Below are 25,433 nucleotides of genomic sequence, written 5' to 3'. Positions count from 1 at the left end.
CAGAAAGGCGGAGTTGCTCCGCCGTTACATTGCAGAAAAATGCAAGAGGCGTAAAATAGCACATGCCGTCGAGTTAATGACAACTTGCGAGACGGGGTACAAATTTCGCTAAAGCGTCGCAGGCACGACTAACGATGGGCCGCGACATTGGTAAATCGTTTTCAGTCAGAGGCTTGCATGACCACAGAATATCTCTTCACTTCCGAATCCGTTTCTGAAGGCCATCCCGACAAGGTCGCCGACCAGATCTCGGATGCCATCCTGGACGCGATCTTCACCCAGGACCCATATTCCCGCGTTGCCGCCGAGACCCTGTGCAACACCGGTCTGGTGGTGCTGGCCGGTGAAATCACCACTCGCGCCAACGTCGACTACATCGATGTGGCCCGCGAAACCATCAAGCGCATCGGCTACGACAACGCCGACTTTGGCATTGACTACAAGAGCTGCGCCGTGCTGGTCGCCTACGACAAGCAATCCCCCGACATCGCCCAGGGCGTCGACGAAGGTCGCGGCGTTGACCTGGAGCAAGGTGCCGGCGACCAGGGCCTGATGTTCGGCTACGCCTGCAACGAAACCCCGGAACTGATGCCGGCGGCGATCTATTATGCGCACCGCATCGTCGAGCGCCAGTCGCAGCTGCGCAAGGATGGCCGCCTGCCCTGGCTGCGTCCGGACGCCAAGTCGCAGGTCACGCTGAAGTACGTGGATGGCAAGCCGGTGGCCATCGACACCGTCGTGCTGTCGACCCAGCATGCGCCCGAGATGGAGCAGAAGGACATTCACGAAGCCGCCATCGAGGAAATCATCAAGCCGGTACTCCCGGCCGAGTGGCTCAAGAACACCCGCTACCTGATCAACCCGACCGGCCGCTTCGTCATCGGTGGCCCGCAAGGCGACTGCGGCCTGACCGGCCGCAAGATCATCGTCGATACCTACGGCGGTGCCGCACCCCATGGTGGTGGCGCCTTCTCCGGCAAGGACCCGTCCAAGGTCGACCGTTCGGCCGCCTACGCCGGCCGCTACGTGGCCAAGAACATCGTCGCCGCCGGCCTGGCCGAGCGTTGCCAGATCCAGGTGTCCTATGCCATCGGCATCGCCAAACCGACCTCGGTGATGGTGACCACCTTCGGTACCGGCAAGATCAGCGATGAAAAGCTGGCGCAACTGGTGCAGGAACACTTCGACCTGCGCCCCAAGGGCATCGTGCAGATGCTGGACCTGCTGCGTCCGATCTACGCCAAGACTGCCGCCTACGGCCACTTCGGCCGTGAAGAGCCGGAATTCACCTGGGAGCGCACCGACAAGGTGGCTGCCCTGCGCGCTTCGGCTGGTCTGTAAGAAAGCCTACCCGGCGCGGGCCGGGTGAGGCGCGAATGAAGCCGGAAAACGGGCGGGTGAAGATCAATTCACCCGCCTGTTCCAAGGATTGACTAACGGCGGCCCCGCGCTACAATGCTGTTCCTCGCGAATGAAGATTCGCGCCATTTTTCCGATGTCGGCATTGCGTCTGGAAAGTCAAATCTCACAATGCCTCACCGCTGCAAGGAGCGTTGCGACAGGGACATCCCCTGCCAGGCTTGAAGCGATGAACAGGCGCATGTCGCCTGGCAACCGCGCTCACGTTACTTTTTTTCTGGCTTTTTCATGAAAGGAGGGCGTGAACAGCGCCATTGCCATGACTACTCAAACCAATCAGCAAGACTACATCGTCGCCGACATCAAGCTGGCCGACTGGGGTCACAAGGAAATCAAGATCGCCGAAACCGAAATGCCGGGCCTGATGGCAATCCGCGAGGAATTCGCCGCATCCCAGCCCCTGAAGGGCGCACGCATCACCGGTTCGCTGCACATGACCATCCAGACCGCCGTGCTGATCCAGACCCTGGAGGCACTGGGCGCCAAGGTGCGTTGGGCTTCCTGCAACATCTACTCGACCCAGGATCACGCTGCCGCCGCCATCGCCGCCAACGGCACCCCGGTGTTCGCCGTCAAGGGCGAAACCCTGGATGAATACTGGGAATACACCCACCGCATCTTCGAATGGGCCGACGGTGGCTATTCCAACATGATCCTCGACGACGGCGGCGACGCCACCGTGCTGCTGCACCTGGGCACCCGTGCCGAAGCCGACATCTCGGTGCTGGACAAGCCGGATTCGGAAGAAGCCGTGTGCCTGTTCAACGCCATCAAGCGCACCCTGGCCAAGGACCCGCAGTGGTATTCCAAGCGCATCAAGGAAATCAAGGGCGTCACCGAAGAGACCACCACCGGCGTGCACCGTCTGTATCAGATGTTCAAGGAAGGCAAGCTGGCCTTCCCGGCCATCAACGTCAACGACTCGGTCACCAAGTCCAAGTTCGACAACCTCTACGGTTGCCGCGAATCGCTGGTGGACGGCATCAAGCGTGCCACCGACGTGATGATCGCCGGCAAGGTCGCCATCGTGGCCGGTTACGGTGACGTCGGCAAGGGCTCGGCCCAGGCGCTGCGTGCCCTGTCGGCCCAGGTGTGGGTCACCGAGATCGACCCGATCTGCGCCCTGCAGGCCGCCATGGAAGGCTACCGCGTGGTCACCATGGACTACGCCGCCGAACACGGCGACATCTTCGTGACCGCCACCGGCAACTACCATGTGATCACCCATGAGCACATGAAGAAGATGAAGGACCAGGCCATCGTCTGCAACATCGGCCACTTCGACAATGAAATCGAGGTCGCCGCCCTGAAGCAGTACACCTGGGAAAACATCAAGCCGCAGGTCGACCACGTGATCTTCCCGGACGGCAAGCGCCTCATCCTGCTGGCCGAAGGCCGCCTGGTCAACCTGGGTTGCGCCACCGGTCACCCGTCCTACGTGATGAGCTCGTCCTTCGCCAACCAGACCATTGCCCAGATCGAACTGTTCGTCAACACCAAGGACTACCCGGTCGGCGTCTACACGCTGCCCAAGCATCTGGACGAGAAGGTCGCCCGCCTGCAGTTGAAGAAGCTCAATGCGCAACTGAGCGAGCTCACTGCCGAACAGGCTGCCTACATCGGCGTGAAGGTCGACGGCCCCTACAAGCCCGAGCACTACCGCTACTGATCCCTGCCCGGGCTGGCTCCATCGCGGGCCGGCCTGGCAGTGCCAGCATCGTCTCCCGCCTGCGGACCCTTGCATCGCTGCTGTCGGTGATGCAAGCTTCACGGGTATCTTCATGACTCCCTGACGGGGTCGAAAGGTTTATCCATGCGCCTGCTGCTGACCTGGCTCATCAATGCCCTGGCCTTGCTGGCCGTTCCTTACCTGATGCACTCGGTGCAGGTCGACAGCTTCGGCTCGGCCCTGCTGGCCGCGCTCATCCTTGGGTTCGTCAATACCATCGTGCGTCCGGTGCTGGTCGTGCTGACCCTGCCGGTGACCATGCTCACCCTGGGCCTGTTCATCCTGGTCATCAATGGCCTCATGTTCTGGGTCGTGGCGCAACTGGTCGGTGGCTTCCACGTGGCCGGCTTCTGGTCCGCCGTGGGCGGCGCACTGCTCTACAGCATCGTGTCCTGGGCCCTGTCCACACTGTTGCTGAAATCGGGTTCGAATCAATGAGTACACATAATTTCAGTATCGAATTTTTCCCGCCCAAGACCGCCGAAGGCACCGAAAAGCTGCGCGCCACCCGCGCCCGGCTGGCCGCGCTGGCACCGAAGTATTTCTCGGTGACCTTCGGTGCGGGCGGTTCGACGCAACAAGGCACGCGCGACACCGTGCTGGAAATCATCGCTGAAGGCCATGACGCCGCGCCGCACCTGTCCTGCATCGGCAGCTCGCGCGCCAGCCTGCGCGCCATCCTGGAGGACTATCGCGCCCACGGCATCAAGCGCCTGGTCGCCCTGCGCGGCGACCTGCCCAGCGGCTATGGCGCCATGGACCAGGCCTCCAGCGAGTTCCGCCATGCCAACGAACTGGTCGAGTTCGTCCGCGCCGAGACCGGCGACTGGTTCCACATCGAGGTGGCCGCCTACCCGGAGATGCACCCGCAGGCGCGCTCGCCGCAGGACGACGTGCAGAATTTCGTGCGCAAGGTCAAGGCCGGCGCCAATTCGGCCATCACCCAGTATTTCTACAATGCCGATGCCTATTTCCGCTTCGTGGACGAGGCCGCCAAACTGGGTGCGAGCGTGCCGGTGATCGCGGGCATCATGCCCATCACCAACTACACCCAGCTGATGCGTTTCTCGGACATGTGCGGCACCGAGATTCCACGCTGGATCCGACTCAAGCTGGCCAGCTATGGCGACGATACCGAATCGATCCGCGCCTTCGGCCAAGATGTGGTGACGCAGCTGTGCCAGCGTTTGCTGGCAGGCGGTGCGCCCGGTTTGCATTTCTATTCACTGAACCAGGCGGGGCCGACCGAGGCCATCTGGAAAACGTTGGTGAAATAAGCAACTGCACGCCCCTATGAAAAAACCGGACGCCAAGTCCGGTTTTTTCGTTCATATCGCCATTTTCCGAGGGCGGGTCGCGCTCAGAACGAGTGGCGAATGCCTGCCATCACCACCGTCTGGCTCTTGCCGGAAGACGCCGTGCTGTTCTGCGAATCGCCCACGGCTGCCAGGGCGTGGATGATGCTGCCGTTGGACGCCAAAGTGCTGCCGCCGGCCAGCTGATAGGCCTGCAGGAAGTACAGGGCAGTGCGCGGCGAGAACGCATAGGTCTCCTGCAGGGCCAGCTGATGATAGTTGGCGGCGGTGCTGATGCCATTGCCCTTGTTGGCAAAGGTATAGCTGTAGCCAGCCGCCAGGGTCAGGGCCGGGCTCAATTGATAGGTCGAGAAGGCCCCCGCCGTCTGGAACTTCACGGCCTGCGTGAACAGGGAGCCGCTGCCGGGTTTGTATTGCGCCACGCTGTAGCCGGCCCCCAGCATCAGCTTGTCGATGGTGTAGCGCGCGGCGGCGGCGACCATCTGCGCGCTGTTGGCGGTCTGGTAACCAGCGTTGATGGCCGAGTTGGGAATGTTGGCGGTGGCCGTGGAGGAGCCCCAGGTGGCGCTGCCGGTGCCGCGGTTCAGGTGCTGGAAGCCCACGGCGAAATTCCAGGCATTGACGTTGTATTTCAGCGCCATGCTCCAGGCATTGCCGGTGGCGGTGGATCCTGCGGTCTCGCCCATGCCGTAGAGGGCACTCACCTGCGCACCACCGATGACCGGCGAGCTGTAGCTGATGGCATTGCTGCTGCGTACCGAGGTGTCCAACGCATCGACGTCCCCCGGATGCGCGCCTGTGGCCCCGGTCAGCACGGTGGTCGACCCGATGGCGCCGACATAGAGGTAATAGGGCGTGTACTGGCGGCCGATGGTCAGCGCGCCGGCGCTCTTGCTGGAGAGGCCCACGAAGGACTGGCGATTGAACAGGGTATTGGCCGAGCTCATGGCTCCGGTATCGGCATCAAAACCGTTCTCCAGCTGGAAGAAGGCTTGCAGGCCGCCACCCAGGTCTTCGCTGCCCTTGAAACCGATCTTGCTGGCCGAGAGATTGCCCGAGCGCATGTAGACGTTGTGCGCGCCGTTCTGGCTGCTGCTGTAGACCAGGGCGTTGTCGACCACACCGTAAATGGTCACGCTGCTCTGGGCCAGCGCAGCCAGCGGCGTGGCGGCCAGCAGCAGGGTAGCGGCGATCCGGGAAGTGTTTCTTTTCATGGGTTCCTCGTTGGACTGTCATGCGCCCGGCTGACCGGGCGCGGTGAAGGGCGGCGTCGCCGCCCCGTTTGGTGGGCCGCACCCGCAGGGCAGGGCGCACCTCGGCTTGCCACCGCGTCCGCAGCGGACGTGGCGGGAAATGCTGGTGAGTCTGTAGTGAGTCTGTGGGTGATGCTCAGGCGCGGATCACGGCCATCGTCTCGGACAAGGACGCGGACGGCGCAGCGCGGCAGGCCGCTGAGTGAGGCGGGATGAAATGGGCATGGCGGGTCTCCGGATCGAATGGGCTTTGCTCTGGCGGCAAATGCGGTCGTTGGACGTCTCAGGTAGTCTGACTTGCGGTCAAGTTGTTGGTCATCAGACGTCTAACATCAAAATGCTCTCATTCGGACTGCCCACTGTCAAGCAGCTTCCGTGTTGCGATGCGGTTAAGCCGTGGTAAAAAGGCGATATGAAAGGAAATTCAGTCAAGCAGCCGGAAAGGCGCTTGACCGGGTCGAATGTGCAGGCGAGGTGTGATGTCTTACGTCAAGTTGATCAAGGACGCGTTCATGGGAGTGACTTGGCATCGACCGCGCCGTCGGTGAGCAAGGCATCCAGCGGCATGTCATGCGCTTGTGCGGCAAAGTCCGCCCGCCCGAAGTGATAGCAGACGCCCACGGACAGTGGCGGCGACTCGCCCGCCAGGGTGCGGTCATAGAAACCGCCGCCGTAGCCTAGCCGGTAATTCTTTTCATTGAATCCCACGCAAGGAATCAGCAAGGCCTGCGGCCGCACGACCGCGGTCCCGGGCGGCGGCACAAGCGTGCCCATTCCGTCCTTTTCCAGCATGTCGCCTGGCTGCCAGGCACGAAATTCCAGCGCCGCCTGCTTGTCCACCACCACCGGCAGGCACAGGTGCACGCCGCGCGCGGCCAGTGCGTTATAGGCCGCAGACAGATCCGGTTCACGCCGGATCGGTTGGTAGACCGCCAGGCTGTGGATCGCCTGTGCGGCGCACCAGTGCAGCACGCGCTGCCCGATGAGCGCATCGGCGGCGGCCTTGTCCTCCTCGGGCAGTGCCTTGCGGCGCGCCAGCAGTTCGGCGCGCAGCCGTTGTTTGTGAAGGGCGGTAGCCTCCTCTTGCGTCTGTGGAGGCGGCGTGTCGCGTGCTATGCTTGGGTTCATTTTCTGTTTCACCAATCTGCAAGAAGAAGCCTGCATGAGTATGCGTCCGAAGAATCATCCGTTCAACCAGCGCCTGCGTGCGCTGGCCGCCTCCCTGGCGCTCCCCCTGGCGCTGGCCAGCGCTGCCATGCTTGGTGTTGCGCCTGATGCCCACGCCCAGAAGCGTGTGGCGCCGGACGCCTCCCCTGACGATCTCTTCCTGGCCCTGCGCCAGGCCGCCGCCAGCGACAATGCCGCGCTGGCGCAAGACCTGGCCTCACGGCTCTCGGGCTACGAGCTGGCATCCTATGTCGACTACTATCGCCTCAAGCCCCGTGTGCGCGACTACAGCGCCAGCGAACAGGAGATCCGCGATTTCCTGGCTCGCTGGGATGGCCAGGCCATCGTCGATCGCCTGCGCAACGACTGGTTGCTGGCCCTGGGCAAGACCGGCAACTGGACCGTTTTCGATGAGCAGTATCCCCTGTTCGTGCTCAACGACGATACCCAGGTCAAGTGCTTCGCCCTGAACTCGCGCGCGCTCAAGGGTGCCAACGTCGCCGAGGAGGCGCGGGCTCTGCTGACCAATCCCAAGGACTACGGCCAGGGTTGCAGCGACCTCATCGCCACGCTGGCGCAGAATGGCCAGTTCAGCGATGCCGACGTCTGGTTCCAGATCCGCCAGGCCGCCGAGAATGGCAATGCCACCGTGGCCCGCCGCGCGGCCGTGCTGGTCGACAATGGCGATGTCAGCGTGACCCGGGTGATGGAACGCCCGGCACTGATGCTGGCCAAGGGGCCTGGCCGGGGCGCCGCCAACCACCAGCTCTACATCATTGCCCTGGGCCGCATCGCCAGGAGCAATCCGTCCCAGGCTGCCACCTACCTCAGCGATGCCGCGCGCACCCTGAGCCCGCAGGAAGTCGCGCAGGGCTGGGCGCAGATCGCCCTGTCGGCCTCCTACAAGCTGGCGCCGGAAGCCTCGGAGTACTGGCGCAAAGCCAAGGATGCGCCCCTGACCCAGGACGCGATGCAATGGAAGGTGCGCATGGCCCTGCGCGACGGCGACTGGAAGACCGTGCGCAAGACCATCGAAGCCATGCCGGCCCCGCTGCGCAGCGATACCACCTGGGTCTACTGGCTGGGCCGGGCGCTCAAGGCCGAAGGCCAGAACGAGGCAGCCCGCCGCCTGTTCGAATCGATCGCGCCCAACTTCAGTTTCTATGGTCAGCTGGCGCAGGAGGAACTGGGCCAGCAGATTACCATCCCGCCGGGCCCGACGCCGCCGGGCGCGGGCGAGGTGGCGCTGTATTCGCAGAATGCCGGCTTCAAGCGTTCGCTCAAGTTCTATCAGTTGAACCTGCGTTTCGAAGCCATCCGCGAATGGAACTGGGAACTGCGCAACATGAATGACCGCCAGTTGCTGGCCGCGGCCGAATACGCGCGCCAGAACGACGTGCTGGACCGCATGGTCAATACGTCCGATCGCACCAGGAGCGAGTTCGATTTCACCCAGCGTTTCCCGGCCCCGCACCTGCCCGAGATGAATGCGGCCACGCGCCCGTTGGGGATGGAAAACGCCTGGGTCTATGGACTGATCCGACAGGAGTCGCGCTTCATCAAGTCGGCCCGTTCGCACGTGGGGGCCTCCGGCCTCATGCAGCTCATGCCCGCCACCGCCAGGTTCGTCGCCAAGAAGATCGGCATGACCGAGTTCACCGCCGATCAGGTCAACGACATCAACACCAACCTGCTGCTGGGCACCAGCTATCTGGACATGGTGCTCAACAACCTGGAAGGTTCGGAGATCCTGGCCACCGCCGGCTACAATGCCGGCCCCGGTCGTCCGCGCAGCTGGCGCGCGACCTTGCCGCGTCCGGTGGAAGGGGCCATCTTTGCCGAGATCATTCCTTTCAATGAAACCCGGGGCTATGTCAAGAACGTGATGTCCAATGCGACCTACTATGCGGCCATGTTCGAGAACCGCCCGCAATCCCTGAAGCAGCGCCTGGGAACGGTGGCACCCAATGCCAACGTCGCCACCGACCTGCCCTGATCCCATCGCGCCGGCCGACGTCCCCGGCGGAGGTGGCCGCCAGCGGTTCCTGGAAATCGGAGAGTGATAAATGGCAGTCAAGAAGATCCTCGTCATCGGTGGTTCCGGCTTCATCGGCACCCGCTTGATCGAACTGCTGGGCAGCACCACCGGCTATCGCGTCATGGTACCCACGCGCCGCTACGAGCGCGCCAAGCATCTGCTGGTCTCGCCCGTGGTCAGCGTGGTCCAGGCCGATATCCATGACGATGCCGTGCTGGCGCGCCTGGTGGCCGAGGCCGATGTGGTCATCAACCTGGTCGGCATCCTGCAGTCGCGCCCGGCCCGGGGCGGTGCGTCCTACGGTCCGGATTTCGAGCGCCAGCACGTGGTGCTGCCACGCCGTATCGTCGCCGCTTGCGCGCAGCAGGGCGTGGCGCGCTACCTGCACATGAGCGCACTGTGCGCCGATGCCCAAGCGCCGTCGATGTATCTGCGTTCCAAGGCGGCCGGCGAGCAGGAGGCCCTGGCCTCGCCCGCGCTGGACGTGGCGATCTTCCGTCCCTCGGTGGTGTTTGGCGAGGGCGACAATTTCATCAACATGTTCGCCAGGTTGAACCGCATGTTCCCGGTGATCCCGCTGGGCAGTCCTGATGCGCGCTTCCAGCCGGTCTACGTGGGCGATGTGGCACAGGCCTTCGTCAATGCGCTGGCGCTGCCGCGGCTGGGCGGCAAGGTGTTTGAACTGGGCGGACCCAAGCAATATACGCTGCGCGAGCTGGTGCGCCTGTCGGGCTGGTACAGCGGTCATCCGCGCCCGGTGATCGGCTTGCCCGATGCGGCCGGCTGGCTGCAGGCCTTCGCGCTGGAACACCTGCCGGGCAAACTGATGAGCCGCGACAATGTGGCCTCGATGAAGGTGGACAACGTCCTGCACGGACCTGTTGCCCCCGAACTGCAGCTCACGCCACGCGCGCTGGAAGATATCGTCCCCGGCTATCTCCTGCCGCGCAGCCCGCAACAGCAATTCGACTTCTTCCGTAGCACCGCGCGGCGCTGAATGGTTCAGTCGCTGCGCCTTTGATCTTCGAGAAACGAGCCCTCATGCAAGATACAGAACTGGATCCTGTCCTGTCCGAAACGCTGCAAAAAGCCGGACGCCACATGCCCACGTTGGTGATCGCCAACAAGAATTATTCGTCCTGGTCGATGCGCCCCTGGGTTGCTGCCGTGGCCTTCGACATCCCCTTCAAGGAAGTGCGCGTGCTGCTGGACCAGCCCGAGACCGCCAACGAAATCGCCCGCTACACCGGCTCGGGCCGCGTGCCGGTGCTGCTCGATGGCGACATCGCGATCTGGGATTCGCTCTCGATCTGCGAATACCTGGCCGAGCAATTCCCCGACCGCCACCTGTGGCCGGCGCGCACCGACGCGCGCGCCATCGCGCGCAGCATCTGTGCCGAGATGCACTCCGGTTTCACCGGCCTGCGTACTGCCATGAGCATGGATATTCGTGGCCGCCATCCGGGCAAGGGACGTACCGCCGAGGCGCAGGCTGATATCGCGCGGGTATGCGAGATCTGGGAAGAGTGCCTCTCGCAATTCGGTCATCATCAATTCCTCTTCGGTGACTTCTCCATTGCCGACGCCTTCTATGCGCCGGTGGTGATGCGCTTCGTCAGCTACCAGGTGCCGCTGGCACCGGCCCTGCAAGCCTATGCCGACCGCGTGCGCGAGCACCCGGCGGTGGCGCGCTGGATCGCCGAGGCGCTGGCCGAGAAGGAAATTCTTCCGGATCACCAGTGAGGCGCAGCCGATGAAGACCTACACCGTCGGCGGCGCAGTGCGCGACGGCTTGCTGGGCCTGCCGGTGAAGGACCGCGACCACGTGGTCGTGGGCGCCACGCCGCAGCAGTTGCTTGCACTGGGTTTCCGCCCGGTGGGCAAGGACTTCCCGGTGTTCCTCCATCCCGAGACCCACGAGGAATATGCCCTGGCCCGCACCGAGCGCAAGACCGCGCCCGGTTACAAGGGCTTTGATTTCCACGCCGCGCCCGATGTGACGCTGGAAGATGATCTTGCGCGCCGTGACCTCACCATCAATGCGATTGCGCAGGATGAGGATGGTACCCTGGTCGATCCGTATCACGGTCGTGCCGACCTTGAGGCGCGCGTATTTCGCCATGTCTCTGACGCCTTCGTCGAAGACCCGGTGCGCATCCTGCGTGTGGCGCGCTTTGCGGCGCGCTTCGCCGATTTCACGGTGGCGCCGCAAACCAATGCGCTCATGCAGCGCATGGTCGATGAGGGCGAAGTCGATGCGCTGGTGCCGGAACGCGTCTGGCAGGAACTGTCGCGTGGATTGATGGAGCACAAGCCGTCGCGCATGTTCGAGGTCTTGCGCGTCTGCGGTGCCTTGCAGCGCATCCTGCCCGAACTCGATGCCTTGTGGGGTGTGCCGCAACCGGAGAAGTGGCATCCGGAAATCGATACCGGTGTGCATGTGATGCTGGTGGTCGACTGGGCCGCCGCGCAGGATTTTTCATTGCCGATCCGTTTTGCCGCGCTGTTGCACGACCTCGGCAAAGGCACCACGCCGCCCGAGATCTGGCCGCGCCATCATGGTCATGAAGCGCGCAGCGAGCGGCTTGTCGAGCAGGTCTGTGCGCGCCTGAAAGTCCCCGGCGAGTGCCGCGATCTGGCACTCATGACCGCACGCGAACATGGCAATGTGGGACGCTGCTTCGAGATGCGTCCCGATACCCTGGTCAAGTTCTTCGCCCGCTGTGACGCCTTCCGCAAACCGCAGCGCTTCCTCGACATGCTGCGCGCGTCGGAATGCGATCATCGTGGCCGCACCGGACTTGAGTTGCAGCCCTTCCCGCAGGCGGCCTATCTGGAAGGCGCGTTGCAAGCCGCCAGCACCATCGATGCCGGTGCCATCGCGCAGCAGCAGACCCAGCCGCAGCGCATTGCCGATGCCATCCTGGCGGCGCGTACGGCGCAGGTGGCGGCTTATGTCGAGCAGCATCGTCCGGCACAGCCTTGAGGGAGACTGCACCATGAGCCATCCCCTGTCCCGGTTTCTGCAGCGCCTGCGTGGCCGGCATGGGGCGCCACCGCAAGCGCATGAGGAGAAGCCGGACAAGCCCAATGTCTTCGTCAAGGAACTCTCGCCGCGCGCGCGTCGCCACTTGCTGCGCCACTTCCTCGCGCTGGAAGAGAAGGACCGCCTGCTGCGTTTCGGTTCCAAGCTTTCCGACGAGATGGTCACGCGCTACGTGGAAGGCATCAACTTCGAACGCGATACCGTCTTCGGTGTGTATGATCGCCGCCTGCGTCTTCTGGGTGTGGGCCACCTGGCCTTTGCGCCCAAGGAGAGTACGCGCATCAGCGGTGCCACCATCAAGCCGGTGGTGGCCGAGTTCGGGGTGTCGGTAACGGCGGCCGCGCGCGGGCTCGGTGTGGGCACGCGCCTGTTCATGCGGGCGTCGATGCACTGTCGCAATGCCGACGTCGATACGCTGTACATGCACTGTCTCTCGTCGAACAAGGTGATGATGCACATCGCCAAGAAGGCCGGCATGGAAATCCACCGCGACTATGGCGAGGCCGATGCCTATCTCAAGATCAAGCCCGCCAATTCGGCCACCGTGTTTCAGGAAGCGCTGGAAGAGCAGGTCGCCATGCTGGACTACATCGTCAAGGCCAACTTCAAGGCCCTGTTGAAATGGGGGGCGCGCGTTACCGGTATCGGCGCGAAGAAGAAAGGCGACGGCGCGCCACCGCCTTCTGCCTGACGCGCTTCTTGCGCAAGCGCACATGACCATCCCGTGCAGGGAGCGCATAATATGCGCCTCACTTTGATAACGGGTATGCCATGAGCACCAATCCCAACACCGATGATTTCTTCGCCACCGTCGCCACCAAGTCCGATAGCGGCGCCTTGCGCGGCGACTACAGCCAGGCCGACGCCAACTACGTCGTGGCCCAGAACTGGGACAGCTACACGCCGGCCCAGCATGCGCTGTGGCGTCGTCTCTATGAACGCCAGGCCCGGCTCATTCCCGGCCGCGCCTGTGATGTCTTCATCGACAGCCTCAAGGCCCTCGATGTCTCGCAAGGCATCCCGCGCTTTGATCGCACTACCGAAGCGCTCTACAAGGCCACTGGCTGGCAACTGGTGGCTGTGCCCGGTCTGGTGCCGGATCACACCTTCTTCGAGCACCTGGCCAATCGCCGCTTCCCGGTCACGGTGTGGCTGCGTGAAGAGCACGAGTTCGATTACATCGTCGAGCCCGACCTGTTTCATGATTTCTTCGGTCACGTGCCGCTGCTGTTCAATCCCGTCTTCGCCAATCACCTGCAGGAATACGGCAAGGGCGGCTTGAAGGCCCTCAAGCTCGACGGCCTGGCCTACCTGGCGCGCCTGTACTGGTACACCATCGAGTTCGGTCTGATCCAGAGCAAGGAGGGTTTGCGCATCTATGGCGCCGGCATCCTGTCCTCGGGGGGCGAGGTCGAGTATTGCCTCTCCAGCGACCAGCCGCGCCGCGTGCCGTTTGAAGTGGAGCGCATCATGCGCACGCTCTACAAGATCGATACCTATCAGGAGACCTATTTCGTCATCAAGGATTTCGAGCAGCTCTTCAACGATACCGCGCCGGACTTCACGCCGCTCTATGAAAGGCTCAAGCAGCAGGAAGCTTTGCCGGCCAATACGCTGTTGCCGGGCGAGACCAGCTTCGCCCCCAACCGCTGACGACGACAGTGCAGCACACCTCCAGCACAGCCGGGCCATGCGCCCGGCTTTTTCGTGGCCGGAACAATCACACATAAAAAAAGCGGATCCGACAGGGGAGGCCGGATCCGCGAGCTAGTGGTGCTTTCAACACTAGAGGGGAGGAACCTTGCACAGTAACGGATACCAATCAATCGCTGTTCAAGTGAGGTCTATTAAACGCCAGCCACCGGGCCGTTCCAATGGCTTTTACGGGCTGTTACATTCGCGTCTTGCTTGTAACACTTGGGCCGCTTGCCGCCCTTTTTTTTCAGCCGGAAATATTGTTGTTTTCAGCTTTCCGGCATTTTCTTCTCTGCATCCTGCCAAACGCCGCAGGACTTGCGGAAAGTGTTTCCTGCATGCCAAAACGGCCCGGAAACCCTGCTGCGGCGCGCGTAGCGGGCCGGTCACCCTTGTGCTAACTTGACACTACAACTTGAAGACACCCGATCCACAAGACCGAGGTGTTCCCGATTCCCGACAGACCGGCGTAGTCCTGCGGCGACACTGCATGGCGCGTCACTGACGGGGGCATGTGCAAGGCAAAAACAAGATTTTTGGCACGGAGACCACATGAACGCACCCCTACCCGCCGGGCAACGCCTGCTGCTGGACGATGTATCCCTGGATGACAAATATGCGCTGGAGCGCGGCCGCGTCTTCATGACCGGTATCCAGGCGCTGATCCGCCTGCCGATGCTGCAGCGGCAATACGATGAACGCGCCGGACTGAATACCGCCGGCTTCATCACCGGCTATCGCGGTTCCCCCTTGGGTTCGGTGGACCAGACCGCCGAGAAGGCGCGCAAATACCTGCAAGCCAGGCAGATCAGGTTCCATCCCGGCATGAACGAAGACCTGGCCGCCACCAGCGTGTGGGGCACGCAGCAGGTCAATCTCTTCAAGGGTGCGCAATACGATGGCGTGTTCTCGCTGTGGTATGGCAAGGGCCCGGGGGTGGATCGCTGCGGTGACGTCTTCAAGCACGCCAACATGGCCGGCACGTCAAAGCATGGTGGTGTGCTGGTGATTGCCGGCGATGACCACGCCGCCAAGTCCTCCACCGCTGCACATCAGAGCGAGCATATCCTCAAGGCTTGCGGCATTCCGGTGCTCTATCCGTCCTCGGTGCAGGAGTATCTCGACTACGGCCTGCATGGCTGGGCCATGAGCCGCTATACCGGCTTGTGGGTGGCGATGAAATGCGTGACCGACCTGGTCGAATCGGGCATGTCGGTGATGATCGATCCGGAGCGCGTGAAGATCCAGTTACCGGACTTCGAACTTCCGCCCGATGGCCTCAATATCCGCGTGCCCGACACCGTGCTGGGCCAGGAAGCGCGGATGATCAACTACAAGTGGTATGCCGCGCTGGCCTATGCGCGCGTGAACAAGTTGAACCGCATCATCTGGGACAGCCCGCGTGCGCGCATCGGCATCATCACCGCCGGCAAGTCCTATCTCGATACGCGACAGGCGCTGGAAGATCTGGGCATCGATGAACAGGTCGCGGCCGACATCGGTATTCGCCTCTACAAGGTCGGCATGACCTGGCCGCTGGAAGCCGAAGGTGTGCGTGAATTCGCGCAGGGTCTGGATGAGATTTTGGTGGTCGAGGAGAAGCGTCAGATTCTTGAATACCAGTTAAAGGAAGAACTCTACAACTGGCGCGACGATGTCCGTCCGCGTGTGGTCGGCAAATTCGATGACACCGGCGAGTGGAGCGGTTCGCAGCGCGAGGGCCATGGCAACTGGCTGCTGCCGGCCACCTATGAACTCAATCCGGCGCAGATCGCACGCGCGATTGCCACGCGCATCTCGCGCTATTTCGCCGGTCATCCGGTGGAGCAGCGCGTGCGCACCCGCGTGGCCTATCTCGAAGCCAAGGAAGCCGCCCTCAATATCAGCAGCAAGCCCGATCCCGACAAGGACCGCATACCGCATTTCTGCTCGGGCTGCCCGCACAATACCTCCACCAAACTGCCCGAGGGCAGCCGTGGCCTGGCCGGTATCGGATGCCACTACATGGTCACCTGGATGGACCGCGAGACTCAGCTTTTCACCCACATGGGCGGCGAGGGCGTGACCTGGGTCGGGCAGGCGCCGTTCACGACGGAGAAACACGTCTTCGCCAACCTGGGGGATGGCACCTATTTCCATTCCGGTCTGCTGGCGGTGCGCGCCTCGGTTGCGGCCAAGGTCAACATCACCTACAAGATCCTCTATAACGATGCGGTGGCCATGACCGGTGGCCAGGAGTTCGATGGTCCGCTCGATCCGGCCATGATCTCGCGCCAGCTGGCGGCCGAAAACGTTCGGCCCATCATCGTGGTCACCGACGAGCCCGACAAGTATCCGGCCGGCACCCAATGGGCCGAGGGCGTGACCATCCGTCACCGTAGCGAACTCGATGCGGTACAGCGCGAACTGCGCGAGCAGCCGGGTGTGTCGGCCATGATCTATGACCAGACCTGCGCATCGGAGAAGCGCCGTCGTCGCAAACGCAATGCCTATCCCGACCCGGCCAGGCGTGCCGTCATCAATGAGGCAGTGTGCGAAGGTTGCGGCGATTGCAGCGTGCAGTCCAACTGCCTTTCAGTGGAGCCGCTGGAAACCGAGTTCGGCCGCAAGCGCCAGATCAATCAGTCGTCCTGCAACAAGGACTATTCCTGCGTAAACGGTTTCTGCCCCAGCTTCGTGACGGTGGAAGGCGGCCAGTTGAAGAAGCCCGCGCGCGCCAAGGCACAATCCGGTCCGGCCTTGCCGACGCTGCCCGAGCCGGTGCTGCCGGGTCTGGCCCAGCCTTACGGCATTGTGGTCACCGGCGTGGGCGGCACGGGCGTGATCACCATCGGCCAGATCATCGCCATGGCCGCCCATGTCGAAGGCCGTGCCTGTTCCGTGCTGGACATGAGCGGACTGGCCCAGAAGGGCGGGCCGGTGATGTCGCACGTGCGCGTGGCCGAAGACCCGGACCACATCCAGTCCACCCGCGTGGGCACCGGCATGGCCGATCTGGTGATTGGCTGCGACGTCATCGTCACCGCCGGGCGCGATGCGCTCTCTCGGATGGGTGAGGGACGTACCCATGCAGCGGTCAATTCGACGCAGATGCCGACTGCTGCCTTCGTGCGCAATCCGGACTGGCAATTCCCCACCGCCTCCAGCGAAGGCGAGATCGCCAGAGCCTGTGGTCGTGACAATCTGTCCCTGATCGATGCGGGCCGCATCGCCACGGCGCTCATGGGCGATGCCATCGCGACCAACATGTTCATGCTCGGCTATGCCTGGCAAAAGGGCTGGGTGCCCTTGTCCGAAGCGGCGCTGTTGCGCGCCATCGAGCTCAATGCGTTGCAGGTGGAGTTCAACCAGCAGGCCTTCGCCTGGGGCCGCGTGGCCGCGCACGACGTCGACTTCGTGCTGGCCGCTGCGGGCCGCAACGGCATGACGGCGCAGGTGATCGAATTCAAGCGCACGCCGAGTCTGGAGGAACTGGTGGAACGTCGCGTGGCCTTCCTGACCGACTACCAGAATGCCGCCTATGCGCGCAGCTATCGTGATGCCGTGGAAGAAGTGCGTGCACGCGAGGCCGCGCTGGGTGAGGCCGGACGCGGCCTCAAACTGAGCCGCGCAGTAGCGACCGGTCTCTTCAAGCTCATGGCCTACAAGGATGAGTACGAAGTTGCGCGCCTCTACAGCGAGCCCGCCTTCCGCGCCAAGATCGCCGGCATGTTCGAGGGCGATTACAAGCTGCGCTTCCATCTTGCGCCGCCGCTGCTGGCCAGGCGCGATGACAAGGGGCATCTGCGCAAGCAGGCTTTCGGCAGCTGGATGATGCCGGCCTTTGGCGTACTGGCGAAATTACGCTTCTTGCGCGGCACGGCCTTCGATCCCTTCGGCTACACCGACGAACGCAAGCAGGAGCGGGCCCTGATCACCGACTATCGTGCCACGCTCTCACGCCTGCTGGCGCGGCTCACGCCCGAGAACCTGGAGCAGGTGATTGCCGTGGCCCGGATTCCGGAAGACATTCGCGGCTACGGTCACGTCAAGGAACGCCATCTGAAAGCGGCCCTGCAGAAACAGGCCGCCTTGCTGGCACAGCTGGAAGAGGGATCGTCTGAGCAGCCGCATTCGCCGCAAGGAGGCGGCAAGCGGGCCGCTTGAGAAAGTTGTGGTGAGGTCGGGAACGGTCAGCGGATCAGGCCAGGCGGCCACCGCTGACCCGTTCGATACCGGCCAGATCCCGCCAGCTCTGCACTTCGGCGAAGCCGGTGCCGCAGAGCAGTCCGCGCACTGCGGCAGCCTGATCATAGCCATGCTCCATCAGCAGCCAGCCACCGGGCAGCAGATGCGTCGGCGCGCCATCGATGATGCTGCGCAGATCGCTCAAGCCATCGCCGTGGTCGGTCAGCGCATCAACCGGTTCAAAACGCAGGTCACCGCGCGAGAGATGAACATCGCCTGCGACAATATACGGCGGGTTGGAGGCAATCACCGCAAAGCGCTGATCGCGGGGCAGCGCGGCGTACCAGTCGCTTTCCAGCAACGTCACGCGGACTTGGTTGGCCGTGGCGTTCTCGCGCGCGATGGCCAGGGCGGCGGCACTCGCGTCCAGTGCCGTCACCACCGCATCGGGCCGCGTATGGGCGATGGCGATGGCAATCGCGCCCGAACCGGTGCCCATGTCCAGCAGCGCGCCATCCTGCGGCAATCGTTCCATCGCCAGTTCCACCAGCAGCTCGGTATCGGGGCGGGGGATCAGCACATCTGGCGTGACGCGCAAATCCAGTCCATAGAATTCACGTTGGCCGACAATGTAGGCAATCGGCTCGCCGCGCAGGCGGCGGGTGTAGAGGGCCGTGAGCAGCACCGACTCGTCGGCGGTGAGACGGCGCTCGGATTGGGTGATCAGCTGCACACGCGTCATGCGCAGCGCGTGGCACAGCAGGATGCGGTTCTCCAGCGGATCCAGCGGCGCCGTCTTCAGTACGGTGGCCAGGGTGCAGCCGGCATAGCTGGAGAGCGGCTCCATCACTTCCAGATCGTGGTGCGCGGTGCGCGCTTGAACAGTTGCACGGCCAGCACCAGCGCCAGCACGCCGAACCAGATCAGCGACCAGGTCGGAATCTGCAAGCCCCACACCGGTGGCCAGGGCGCCGAGCAGAAGCCGTCGGCGGTGAACATCTGCGGCCACAGCTTGACGGTGGGCAACTGGTTGAGTGCCGTTTCCAGCGGATCGGTGGTGCAGGAGACTCCCGGATGCGCCTTCACGTACAGATGCCAGATCGCCGTGCCGGCGCCGCCCAGTGCGGCCAGCAGGCCCAGACCGGCGCTGCCGCGGCGGGCCGCTTCCGGCATCAGGGCACCGAGCAGGGCGAAGGCGCCCACCAGCACGAACATGTAGCGCTGGATCACGCACAGCGGGCAGGGCTGCATTTCTTCGACGATCTGCAGGTACATGGCAACGCCCAGCAGGGCGGCGCAGACCAGCGCTACCAGCAGGAAAACCGCTTTGGATGATTTCATGGTTGAGGATTCAGTGATTCATTAATGGGGATACGGCATCGGGACCTTCGGAGCGCAAAGCCAGGCGGAAACCTGACCGGCTTTTTCGCCATGACGCGATTGTAGAGAAGTCCTTGCCTGCGTGCATGCTACCCGCGCAGGCAATTTTGAGCGCAGGCCCTAGTCGTCGCCGAGTTGCGCCAGCAGTTCGGCCTGATGCTCGGTGATGAGGGCGTTGGTCAGCTCATCCAGATCGCCATCCATGATGAAATCGAGCTTGTAGAGCGTCAGGTTGATGCGGTGGTCGGTCATGCGCCCCTGCGGGAAGTTGTAGGTGCGGATGCGCTCGCTGCGGTCGCCCGAGCCGATCAGCGACTTGCGGGTGGCGGCCTCCTTGGATTGCTGCTCGCGCAATTGCACATCCTTGATCCGGGCGGCCAGCACCTTCATGGCCTGCGCCTTGTTCTTGTGCTGGCTGCGGTCGTCCTGGCATTCCACCACGATGCCGGTAGGCAAGTGGGTGATGCGTACGGCCGAATCGGTCTTGTTGATGTGTTGCCCGCCGGCACCGGAGGCACGATAGGTATCGATGCGCAGGTCGGCCGGGTTGATGTCCACATCTTCGACTTCGTCGGCCTCGGGCATGACCGCCACCGTGCAGGCGGAGGTGTGGATGCGACCCTGGGTCTCGGTGGCCGGCACGCGCTGCACGCGGTGGCCGCCGGATTCGAACTTCAGGCGTGAATAGGCCCCGAAGCCGGCGATGCGGGCAATCACTTCCTTGTAACCGCCCAGTTCCGATTCGGAGGCCGAGACGATTTCCACCTGCCAGCGCTGGCGTTCGGCATAGCGGGTGTACATGCGCAGCAGGTCGCCGGCAAACAGGGCAGATTCGTCACCTCCCGTTCCGGCGCGGATTTCCAGGAAGATGTTTCGTTCATCATTGGGATCCTTGGGCAGCAGCATCTTCTGCAGATCCAGCTCCAGCGCCTCCATGCGCGCCTTGGCGGCATCGATTTCTTCCTGCGCGAAAGCCTTCATATCGGGGTCCGACAGCAGCTCGCCAGCGGTGCGGATATCTTCACTGGCCTGCACATAGTCGTGGTACAGCGCCACCAGCGGGCCCAGTTCGGCGTGTTCGCGGGTCATCTTGCGGAAGTTGTCCATGCTGGACGTGGCATCTTCCTGGGCCAGCAGGCTGTTGAGCTCTTCCAGCCGTTCGGCGAGCTGGTCGAGTTTGGCGAGCATTGAGGGTTTCATGAGGTCGGGAAGTCAGTATCGGTCAGCAATGAGGGGGACGACGGCAGCCGTCGGCGACGGCGCGAGGGTGCCAGCCGCAGACAGCGGCCAGCCGGGCGGAAGGCGCTAACGCTTGGAGCGGAACAGTTGCGGCAGCAGCGAGACCAGCTGGCTGCGCTGTTCGCCCTGGGCGTGATGCAGGGCCTGTTGCGGGCCGTGCAGGAACTTGGCGGTCAGGCCCTTGGAGAGGGCGTCGAGCACCGCTTCCACATCCTCGCCCTTGGCCAGCATGCGGCGTGCGCGCTCCAGTTCGGCCAGGCGCAGGGCCTCGCCGGTTTCGTGCAGGTCCTGGATCAGCGGCACCATGGCGCGGCTGTCGATCCAGTGCATGAAGGATTGCACCCGGGTTTCGATGATGGCTTCGGCCTGGGCCACCGCCGCCTGGCGGTTTTCCACGCCGCTCTGGACCACCGAGGCCAGGTCGTCCACCGTGTAGAGGAAGACGTCATCCAGGCGGCCGACTTCGGCCTCGATATCGCGCGGCACGGCCAGGTCGACCATGAAGATGGGCTTGTGGCGGCGTGCCTTGACGGCCCGTTCCACCAGGCCCAGGCCGATGATGGGCAGCTGCGAGGCGGTACAGGAGACCACGATGTCGAAGCTGGCCAGTTGTGCCGGCAGGTCGGCCAGGCGGATGGCGCGGCCGCTGAACCGATGGGCCAGAGTTTCACCGCGCTCCATGGTGCGGTTGGCCACCGTCAGGGTCTTGGGATTCTGGGCCGCAAAGTGCGTGGCGCACAGCTCGATCATCTCGCCCGCGCCGATGAAGAGCACGTTCTGGCCGGAGATCGAGTCGAAGATGCGTTGCGACAGGCGCACCGCCGCTGCCGCCATGGAGACGCTATGTGCGCCGATCTCGGTGGTACTGCGCACTTCCTTGGCTACCGCGAAGGTACGCTGGAACAGCTGATGCAGGTAAGTGCCCAGACCACCGGCGGCGTCAGCCTGGCGCACCGCATCTTTCATCTGGCCCAGGATCTGCGGTTCGCCCAGCACCATCGAATCCAGCCCGGAGGCGACGCGGAAGGCATGGCGCACGGCATTGTCCTGCGGCAGCGAGTAGAGATACGGACGCAGGTCGGCGTAGGCAATCTGGTGGTACTCGGCCAGGAACTGCGCGGTACGGTCGATGGCGAATTCCACACCATCCGGGCCGGCAGCCGCTGCGGCATAGAGCTCGGTACGGTTGCAGGTGGAAAGGATGGCCGCCTCGCCCGAGGCCACGATCTTGTCATGCCCGCCAAACCATGCGCGTGCGGACGCCACTGCCTGACCGATCTGGTCAGCAGGGAAAGCCACTTTTTCGCGCAGCGAGACCGGCGCGGTAGTGTGGTTGAGTCCGACGGCGAGCAAATTCATGAAAGAATCGACTAGTAAGGCAGCAGTGCCGATGAGCTGGGAAAATACACTTCTATGGCTGCGAAACTGAATGAAAAACGTAGGATGTCATGCAATTCGTACACAATCAGACAGATTCGGCCCCGGTTTTGGGAATAATTATACTCTTTGCCCATTGAGGGGTTGGGGCGTGTCCTGATAATCGGTATATGTCCCTGACATGGATCAGGCTTGGCACAGATGGCTGTGCACGGCGGCAACAGCTTGGGCCGAGCTTTTCCTGCCGGGGCCTATGCCGACGGGTGCGGTTCTTCCATCCCTTCCAGGCGTTCCAGTTGGTAGCCGTAGCCATAGACGGTAGCCAGCTGGTAGCCGTTGCCGGGATGCAGCTTGAGTTTGGTGCGGATGCGCGAGACGTGGGTATCGATGGTGCGGGTCGGCGTATCCGGCTCGGCGCCCCAGATGCGTTCGCGCAGGAAGGCGCGCGACAGCGGGCGGCCCAGGTGCTGCATGAACAGCAGTGCCAGTTCGACTTCCTTGCGGGTGAGCGTGGCGTCCAGGCCGGGGCGCTCGGGATGGGTGATGCGCAGGCGCGCCAGGTCGACCATGAAGCCACCGGCTTCGACCACGCTGGGCGGGGCTTCATAGGGTTGCGCAGCCAGCAACAGCAGATCCAGCCGCAGGGCCAGTTCCTGGCGCTCCACCGGCTTGACCAGGAAGTCGTCGGCTCCGGCCATGCGCAGATTGCGCAGCCAGTGCTGGTGGGCCGGCGTACACAGCAGCAACACCACCGGCCGCGCCTTGGACGCCGCCGGAGGGCGGTGCTGCTGGACCAGCATGGTCACCGCATGTTGATGGCGCTGCAGGTCGTCCAGGTCCAGCACGACCAGATTGGCGCGCTCGGCACAGGCGGCTGCGAAGCCCTCCACGCCGCTGTAGACCTGGCAGTCATGGCGATCGGCCAGTTGCGTGACCAGGGTCACGGTATCGGCGTCTCTGGAAAGAATTCCGATTTTCATCGCATCAGTTCGGGGCAGCAGTCAAAGGCAGTCAACGCGCAGCGCCCCGGATGGGTGGACCGCATTGGCAAAAAGGGCAGCCGCGGCTGCCCTTTTCCAGCATGGATGGCGCACCTGCCTGCTCAGGCAGCCGGTACGTCGCTGTCGGGCAGCACCACGTTCACGTCCAGCACTTCCAGGTTGCCCTGGCGGTCCAGCGAGATCTTGATGTCGTCGGCGTCGACCTTGGTGTACTTGGAAATCACCTCGATGAGTTCCTTGTGCAGCGCCGGCAGGAAGTCTGGACCCTGGCGACCGTTGGAACGTTCGCGGGCGATGATGATCTGCAGCCGCTCCTTCGCCGCCACCGCACTTTTGGGCTTGCTGGGGAACAGGAAAGAAAGCAGGGACATGTCACTTACCTCCGAAGATGCGCTGCAGGAGGCCCGGCTTTTCATAGTTGGTGAAACGCAGCTCGACGGTCTCGCCGAGGAAGCGCGACACCACGTCCTGATAGGCCTGGGCTACGTCGCTATCCTTCATGTGGATGGCCGGGGAGCCCTGGTTGGAAGCCTGCAGCACGGTTTCCGATTCGGGGATGATACCGATCAAGGGGATGCGCAGGATTTCCTGCACGTCGGTATAGGACAGCATCTCGCCGTCTTCCACGCGCTTGGGCGCGTAGCGGGTGATGAGCAGGTGCTCCTTGACCGGCTCGCCGCCCGAGGAGGCGCGGCGCGACTTGGCCTGGATGATGCCGAGGATGCGGTCCGAGTCGCGCACCGAGGACACTTCCGGGTTGGAGACCACGATGGCTTCGTCGGCGAAGGTCAGCGCCATCACCGCACCGTGCTCGATCCCGGCGGGGGAGTCGCAGATGATGTAGTCGAAGTCCATCTTGGCCAGGTCGGTCAGCACGCGCTCCACGCCTTCTTCGGTCAGGGCGTCCTTGTCGCGGGTCTGCGAGGCCGGCAGGATGAACAGGTTGTCGCAGTGCTTGTCCTTGATCAGGGCCTGGTTCAGCGTGGCTTCCTTGTTGATCACGTTGATCAGGTCGTAGACCACCCGGCGTTCGCAGCCCATGATCAGGTCCAGGTTGCGCAGACCGACGTCGAAGTCGATCACGGCCGTCTTGTGGCCGCGCATGGCCAGGCCCGATGCGAAACTGGCGCTGGACGTCGTTTTGCCGACGCCGCCCTTACCCGAAGTCACAACGATGATTTTTGCCACGAAAAACTCCTTAAGAAGAACAGTACGCCGGCGGTTCCGGCTGGATTCGTTTATATGATTTACACCGTCGCCTTACGCGGCCGACATCGGCAGCACGTCGATCCGTTCGCCCTGCAGGCGCACCTGCACCTGCTTGCCGGCCAGCTCCGGTGCATGACCGTTCTCGAAGGTTCGATAGACCCCCGCAATGGAAACCAGTTCCGCTTCCAGTGAAGCGGCGAAGATGCGCGCAGCCGTATTGCCCGACGCACCGGCCAGCGCCCGCCCGCGCAGCGGCGCGTAGACGTGGATGCAGCCATCGGCGATGAGCTCGGCGCCATTGTTGACCACGGCCAGCACCACCAGGTCGGCTCCGCGCGCGTAGATGCGCTGGCCGGCGCGTACCGGGGTATCGATGACGATGGTGTTGGCCACCGCAGCGGGCTGAGAGGGCGCAGCCGGCGCGGCAGCGGTCACCGGTGCGGGCGGCGGCGCGGCTTCCTGCGCGGCCGCTTCATGGGCACGGGCGTTGGCTGCACCGGCACCGGCCACGGCTGAGTTGTCGATGGCCAGGCCATGGGCAACGATGCCGCCGTGCAACTCTTCCGGCGCGTTGCGCACGGCCACCGTATTCAAGCGGAAGCGCTTGAACAGCGCCACCACGGCAGTCCAGTCAATGGCCGCCGCGGCGGTCGCCTCCAGGGTGCCGATATCGAGCACCGCGAATTCGTCTTCGAAGAAATCGGCGACGCCGCCAGTCATCTCCTTCAGGGCTTTTTCCAGCGAAGTCGGATCGGTTTCATGCAGGATTGCTGAAATAGCAACTACAGTGGAAATTTTGATTTCGATCGGTTTGCGCGCTTTTTGCATAAATCCAGTAGTTCAATGCAGCGGAAAGTGAAGAAAAATACAGACCTCCCAGCCGGGATGGCTGTGCATTATACAGGCTGGATGCGGCTGCGATAGCGGTGGAGCGGGGCTTTTCGGCAGGCAAGGATGGGGCGCAGTGGGTGTCGACGATTTGCCAAATATTTGTGGCAAAAAGCCAGTGCCCCGGAACACGCAACGCCAGTCTTGTAAGTTGTATCGCTACAAGATACATCGATCGCCATGATCAAGAGTTCCCGACACAAAGGGCTGCAACGTTTCTTTGAGACGGGCAGCAAGGCAGGCATTCAGGCCGCCCATGCGGGCAGGCTGCGGTTGCAGCTGGCTGCGCTGGAACAGGCCATCCGGCCGGAAGATTTCTCAGCGCCTGCATGGGCGCTGCATCCACTCAAAGGGGCTCTGAAGGGGCAATGGGCGATCACCGTCAATGGCAATTGGCGGTTGATTTTCGCTTTCGAGGGGAAGGACGCGGTGCTGGTGGATTACTGCGACTATCACTAGGGCCTGTTCACATTCAATCTGTGAGATGCGTTGCCCCCAGAAGGCGTGGT

At 63.2% G+C, this 25,433-nt stretch carries 22 protein-coding genes and 1 riboswitch; of the genes, 12 read left to right on the top strand and 10 right to left on the bottom strand.

From position 1 onward, the window contains the following. Positions 1–177: 177 nt before the first annotated feature. The 4 genes from metK to metF all read left to right on the top strand — a co-directional run bounded on the left by metK (position 178) and on the right by metF (position 4,425). Complete coding sequence (gene metK / locus HNO82_RS19735; RefSeq protein ID WP_008332820.1) at positions 178–1,341, top strand: methionine adenosyltransferase; 1,164 nt, start codon at positions 178–180, stop codon at positions 1,339–1,341. 198 nt (positions 1,342–1,539) lie between these two features. Continuing rightward, a riboswitch (S-adenosyl-L-homocysteine riboswitch) is annotated at positions 1,540–1,629 on the top strand. 49 nt (positions 1,630–1,678) lie between these two features. Next, positions 1,679–3,088: an adenosylhomocysteinase gene (gene ahcY, locus HNO82_RS19730; protein WP_217509980.1), complete on the top strand. Its 1,410-nt coding sequence runs from the start codon at positions 1,679–1,681 to the stop codon at positions 3,086–3,088. Positions 3,089–3,232: 144 nt separating this feature from the next. Next, positions 3,233–3,586, top strand: a complete 354-nt coding sequence (locus HNO82_RS19725; protein WP_008332818.1) for a phage holin family protein — start codon at positions 3,233–3,235, stop codon at positions 3,584–3,586. Continuing rightward, complete coding sequence (gene metF / locus HNO82_RS19720) at positions 3,583–4,425, top strand: methylenetetrahydrofolate reductase [NAD(P)H] (RefSeq protein WP_175344840.1); 843 nt, start codon at positions 3,583–3,585, stop codon at positions 4,423–4,425. The genes HNO82_RS19725 and metF overlap by 4 nt, the downstream gene beginning before the upstream one ends. A gap of 83 nt (positions 4,426–4,508) precedes the next feature. Here metF and HNO82_RS19715 read toward each other — a convergent pair whose 3' ends face one another. Both HNO82_RS19715 and HNO82_RS19710 read right to left on the bottom strand, forming a co-directional pair. Next, complete coding sequence (locus HNO82_RS19715; RefSeq protein ID WP_175344839.1) at positions 4,509–5,678, bottom strand: porin; 1,170 nt, start codon at positions 5,676–5,678, stop codon at positions 4,509–4,511. A gap of 549 nt (positions 5,679–6,227) precedes the next feature. Further along, on the bottom strand, positions 6,228–6,845 hold the full coding sequence (locus HNO82_RS19710; RefSeq protein ID WP_249777052.1) for a 5-formyltetrahydrofolate cyclo-ligase: 618 nt from the start codon (positions 6,843–6,845) through the stop codon (positions 6,228–6,230). A 34-nt stretch (positions 6,846–6,879) separates the two neighbouring features. Here HNO82_RS19710 and HNO82_RS19705 point away from each other — a divergent pair, with 34 nt between their 5' ends. The 7 genes from HNO82_RS19705 (at position 6,880) to HNO82_RS19675 (ending at position 17,809) form a co-directional block, all read left to right on the top strand. Next, positions 6,880–8,880, top strand: a complete 2,001-nt coding sequence (locus HNO82_RS19705) for a lytic transglycosylase domain-containing protein (RefSeq protein ID WP_175344837.1) — start codon at positions 6,880–6,882, stop codon at positions 8,878–8,880. Positions 8,881–8,950: 70 nt separating this feature from the next. Continuing rightward, complete coding sequence (locus HNO82_RS19700) at positions 8,951–9,919, top strand: complex I NDUFA9 subunit family protein (RefSeq protein ID WP_175344836.1); 969 nt, start codon at positions 8,951–8,953, stop codon at positions 9,917–9,919. A gap of 44 nt (positions 9,920–9,963) precedes the next feature. Beyond that, a complete protein-coding gene (locus HNO82_RS19695; protein ID WP_008332809.1) occupies positions 9,964–10,665 on the top strand; it encodes a glutathione S-transferase family protein in 702 nt (233 codons plus the stop codon). 10 nt (positions 10,666–10,675) lie between these two features. Continuing rightward, positions 10,676–11,908, top strand: coding sequence for a multifunctional CCA addition/repair protein (locus HNO82_RS19690; protein WP_175344835.1), 1,233 nt, complete (start codon positions 10,676–10,678; stop codon positions 11,906–11,908). 13 nt (positions 11,909–11,921) lie between these two features. Continuing rightward, positions 11,922–12,659, top strand: coding sequence for a GNAT family N-acetyltransferase (locus HNO82_RS19685; protein ID WP_175344834.1), 738 nt, complete (start codon positions 11,922–11,924; stop codon positions 12,657–12,659). Between the two features lie 80 nt (positions 12,660–12,739). Continuing rightward, complete coding sequence (gene phhA / locus HNO82_RS19680) at positions 12,740–13,621, top strand: phenylalanine 4-monooxygenase (protein ID WP_008332802.1); 882 nt, start codon at positions 12,740–12,742, stop codon at positions 13,619–13,621. 594 nt (positions 13,622–14,215) lie between these two features. Further along, positions 14,216–17,809 carry an indolepyruvate ferredoxin oxidoreductase family protein gene (locus tag HNO82_RS19675; RefSeq protein ID WP_175344833.1) on the top strand — a complete coding sequence of 1,198 codons (3,594 nt, stop codon included), beginning with the start codon at positions 14,216–14,218 and terminating at the stop codon, positions 17,807–17,809. 34 nt (positions 17,810–17,843) lie between these two features. Here HNO82_RS19675 and prmC read toward each other — a convergent pair whose 3' ends face one another. The 8 genes from prmC to minC form a co-directional block, all read right to left on the bottom strand. Further along, the gene (gene prmC / locus HNO82_RS19670) at positions 17,844–18,677 is read right to left on the bottom strand and encodes a peptide chain release factor N(5)-glutamine methyltransferase (protein ID WP_175344832.1); all 834 of its coding nucleotides are present in this window, start codon (positions 18,675–18,677) and stop codon (positions 17,844–17,846) included. Next, complete coding sequence (locus HNO82_RS19665; RefSeq protein ID WP_175344831.1) at positions 18,677–19,171, bottom strand: disulfide bond formation protein B; 495 nt, start codon at positions 19,169–19,171, stop codon at positions 18,677–18,679. Before HNO82_RS19665 ends, prmC begins: the two co-directional genes overlap by 1 nt. A 159-nt stretch (positions 19,172–19,330) precedes the next feature. Then, positions 19,331–20,410, bottom strand: a complete 1,080-nt coding sequence (gene prfA, locus HNO82_RS19660; RefSeq protein ID WP_175344830.1) for a peptide chain release factor 1 — start codon at positions 20,408–20,410, stop codon at positions 19,331–19,333. 105 nt (positions 20,411–20,515) lie between these two features. Then, a complete protein-coding gene (gene hemA / locus HNO82_RS19655) occupies positions 20,516–21,808 on the bottom strand; it encodes a glutamyl-tRNA reductase (RefSeq protein ID WP_175344829.1) in 1,293 nt (430 codons plus the stop codon). A gap of 269 nt (positions 21,809–22,077) precedes the next feature. Then, positions 22,078–22,806 carry a response regulator transcription factor gene (locus HNO82_RS19650; protein ID WP_008332783.1) on the bottom strand — a complete coding sequence of 243 codons (729 nt, stop codon included), beginning with the start codon at positions 22,804–22,806 and terminating at the stop codon, positions 22,078–22,080. A 122-nt stretch (positions 22,807–22,928) separates the two neighbouring features. Then, on the bottom strand, positions 22,929–23,198 hold the full coding sequence (gene minE, locus HNO82_RS19645; RefSeq protein ID WP_008332780.1) for a cell division topological specificity factor MinE: 270 nt from the start codon (positions 23,196–23,198) through the stop codon (positions 22,929–22,931). Between the two features lies 1 nt (position 23,199). Next, positions 23,200–24,015: a septum site-determining protein MinD gene (gene minD, locus HNO82_RS19640; protein WP_008332778.1), complete on the bottom strand. Its 816-nt coding sequence runs from the start codon at positions 24,013–24,015 to the stop codon at positions 23,200–23,202. Positions 24,016–24,087: 72 nt separating this feature from the next. Then, positions 24,088–24,864, bottom strand: a complete 777-nt coding sequence (minC, locus tag HNO82_RS19635; RefSeq protein ID WP_175344828.1) for a septum site-determining protein MinC — start codon at positions 24,862–24,864, stop codon at positions 24,088–24,090. A gap of 240 nt (positions 24,865–25,104) precedes the next feature. Here minC and HNO82_RS19630 point away from each other — a divergent pair, with 240 nt between their 5' ends. Further along, entirely contained in the window at positions 25,105–25,383 is a 279-nt protein-coding gene (locus tag HNO82_RS19630) for a type II toxin-antitoxin system RelE/ParE family toxin (protein ID WP_175344827.1), read from the top strand. The last annotated feature ends 50 nt before the right edge of the window (positions 25,384–25,433 follow it).

The sequence above is a fragment of the Herbaspirillum sp. C9C3 genome, from assembly GCF_013359625.1.
Classification (GTDB): domain Bacteria; phylum Pseudomonadota; class Gammaproteobacteria; order Burkholderiales; family Burkholderiaceae_D; genus Herbaspirillum.
This window is presented reverse-complemented; position numbering and strand designations above follow the sequence as displayed.

Bases quoted from the DNA above. Each gene is read 5' to 3' on its own strand.
- metK (WP_008332820.1), top strand. From the start codon at position 178: ATGACCACAGAATATCTCTTCACTTCCGAATCCGTTTCTGAAGGCCAT.
- ahcY (WP_217509980.1), top strand. From the start codon at position 1,679: ATGACTACTCAAACCAATCAGCAAGACTACATCGTCGCCGACATCAAG.
- HNO82_RS19725 (WP_008332818.1), top strand. From the start codon at position 3,233: ATGCGCCTGCTGCTGACCTGGCTCATCAATGCCCTGGCCTTGCTGGCC.
- metF (WP_175344840.1), top strand. From the start codon at position 3,583: ATGAGTACACATAATTTCAGTATCGAATTTTTCCCGCCCAAGACCGCC.
- HNO82_RS19715 (WP_175344839.1), bottom strand. From the start codon at position 5,678: ATGAAAAGAAACACTTCCCGGATCGCCGCTACCCTGCTGCTGGCCGCC.
- HNO82_RS19710 (WP_249777052.1), bottom strand. From the start codon at position 6,845: ATGAACCCAAGCATAGCACGCGACACGCCGCCTCCACAGACGCAAGAG.
- HNO82_RS19705 (WP_175344837.1), top strand. From the start codon at position 6,880: ATGAGTATGCGTCCGAAGAATCATCCGTTCAACCAGCGCCTGCGTGCG.
- HNO82_RS19700 (WP_175344836.1), top strand. From the start codon at position 8,951: ATGGCAGTCAAGAAGATCCTCGTCATCGGTGGTTCCGGCTTCATCGGC.
- HNO82_RS19695 (WP_008332809.1), top strand. From the start codon at position 9,964: ATGCAAGATACAGAACTGGATCCTGTCCTGTCCGAAACGCTGCAAAAA.
- HNO82_RS19690 (WP_175344835.1), top strand. From the start codon at position 10,676: ATGAAGACCTACACCGTCGGCGGCGCAGTGCGCGACGGCTTGCTGGGC.
- HNO82_RS19685 (WP_175344834.1), top strand. From the start codon at position 11,922: ATGAGCCATCCCCTGTCCCGGTTTCTGCAGCGCCTGCGTGGCCGGCAT.
- phhA (WP_008332802.1), top strand. From the start codon at position 12,740: ATGAGCACCAATCCCAACACCGATGATTTCTTCGCCACCGTCGCCACC.
- HNO82_RS19675 (WP_175344833.1), top strand. From the start codon at position 14,216: ATGAACGCACCCCTACCCGCCGGGCAACGCCTGCTGCTGGACGATGTA.
- prmC (WP_175344832.1), bottom strand. From the start codon at position 18,677: ATGGAGCCGCTCTCCAGCTATGCCGGCTGCACCCTGGCCACCGTACTG.
- HNO82_RS19665 (WP_175344831.1), bottom strand. From the start codon at position 19,171: ATGAAATCATCCAAAGCGGTTTTCCTGCTGGTAGCGCTGGTCTGCGCC.
- prfA (WP_175344830.1), bottom strand. From the start codon at position 20,410: ATGAAACCCTCAATGCTCGCCAAACTCGACCAGCTCGCCGAACGGCTG.
- hemA (WP_175344829.1), bottom strand. From the start codon at position 21,808: ATGAATTTGCTCGCCGTCGGACTCAACCACACTACCGCGCCGGTCTCG.
- HNO82_RS19650 (WP_008332783.1), bottom strand. From the start codon at position 22,806: ATGAAAATCGGAATTCTTTCCAGAGACGCCGATACCGTGACCCTGGTC.
- minE (WP_008332780.1), bottom strand. From the start codon at position 23,198: ATGTCCCTGCTTTCTTTCCTGTTCCCCAGCAAGCCCAAAAGTGCGGTG.
- minC (WP_175344828.1), bottom strand. From the start codon at position 24,864: ATGCAAAAAGCGCGCAAACCGATCGAAATCAAAATTTCCACTGTAGTT.
- HNO82_RS19630 (WP_175344827.1), top strand. From the start codon at position 25,105: ATGATCAAGAGTTCCCGACACAAAGGGCTGCAACGTTTCTTTGAGACG.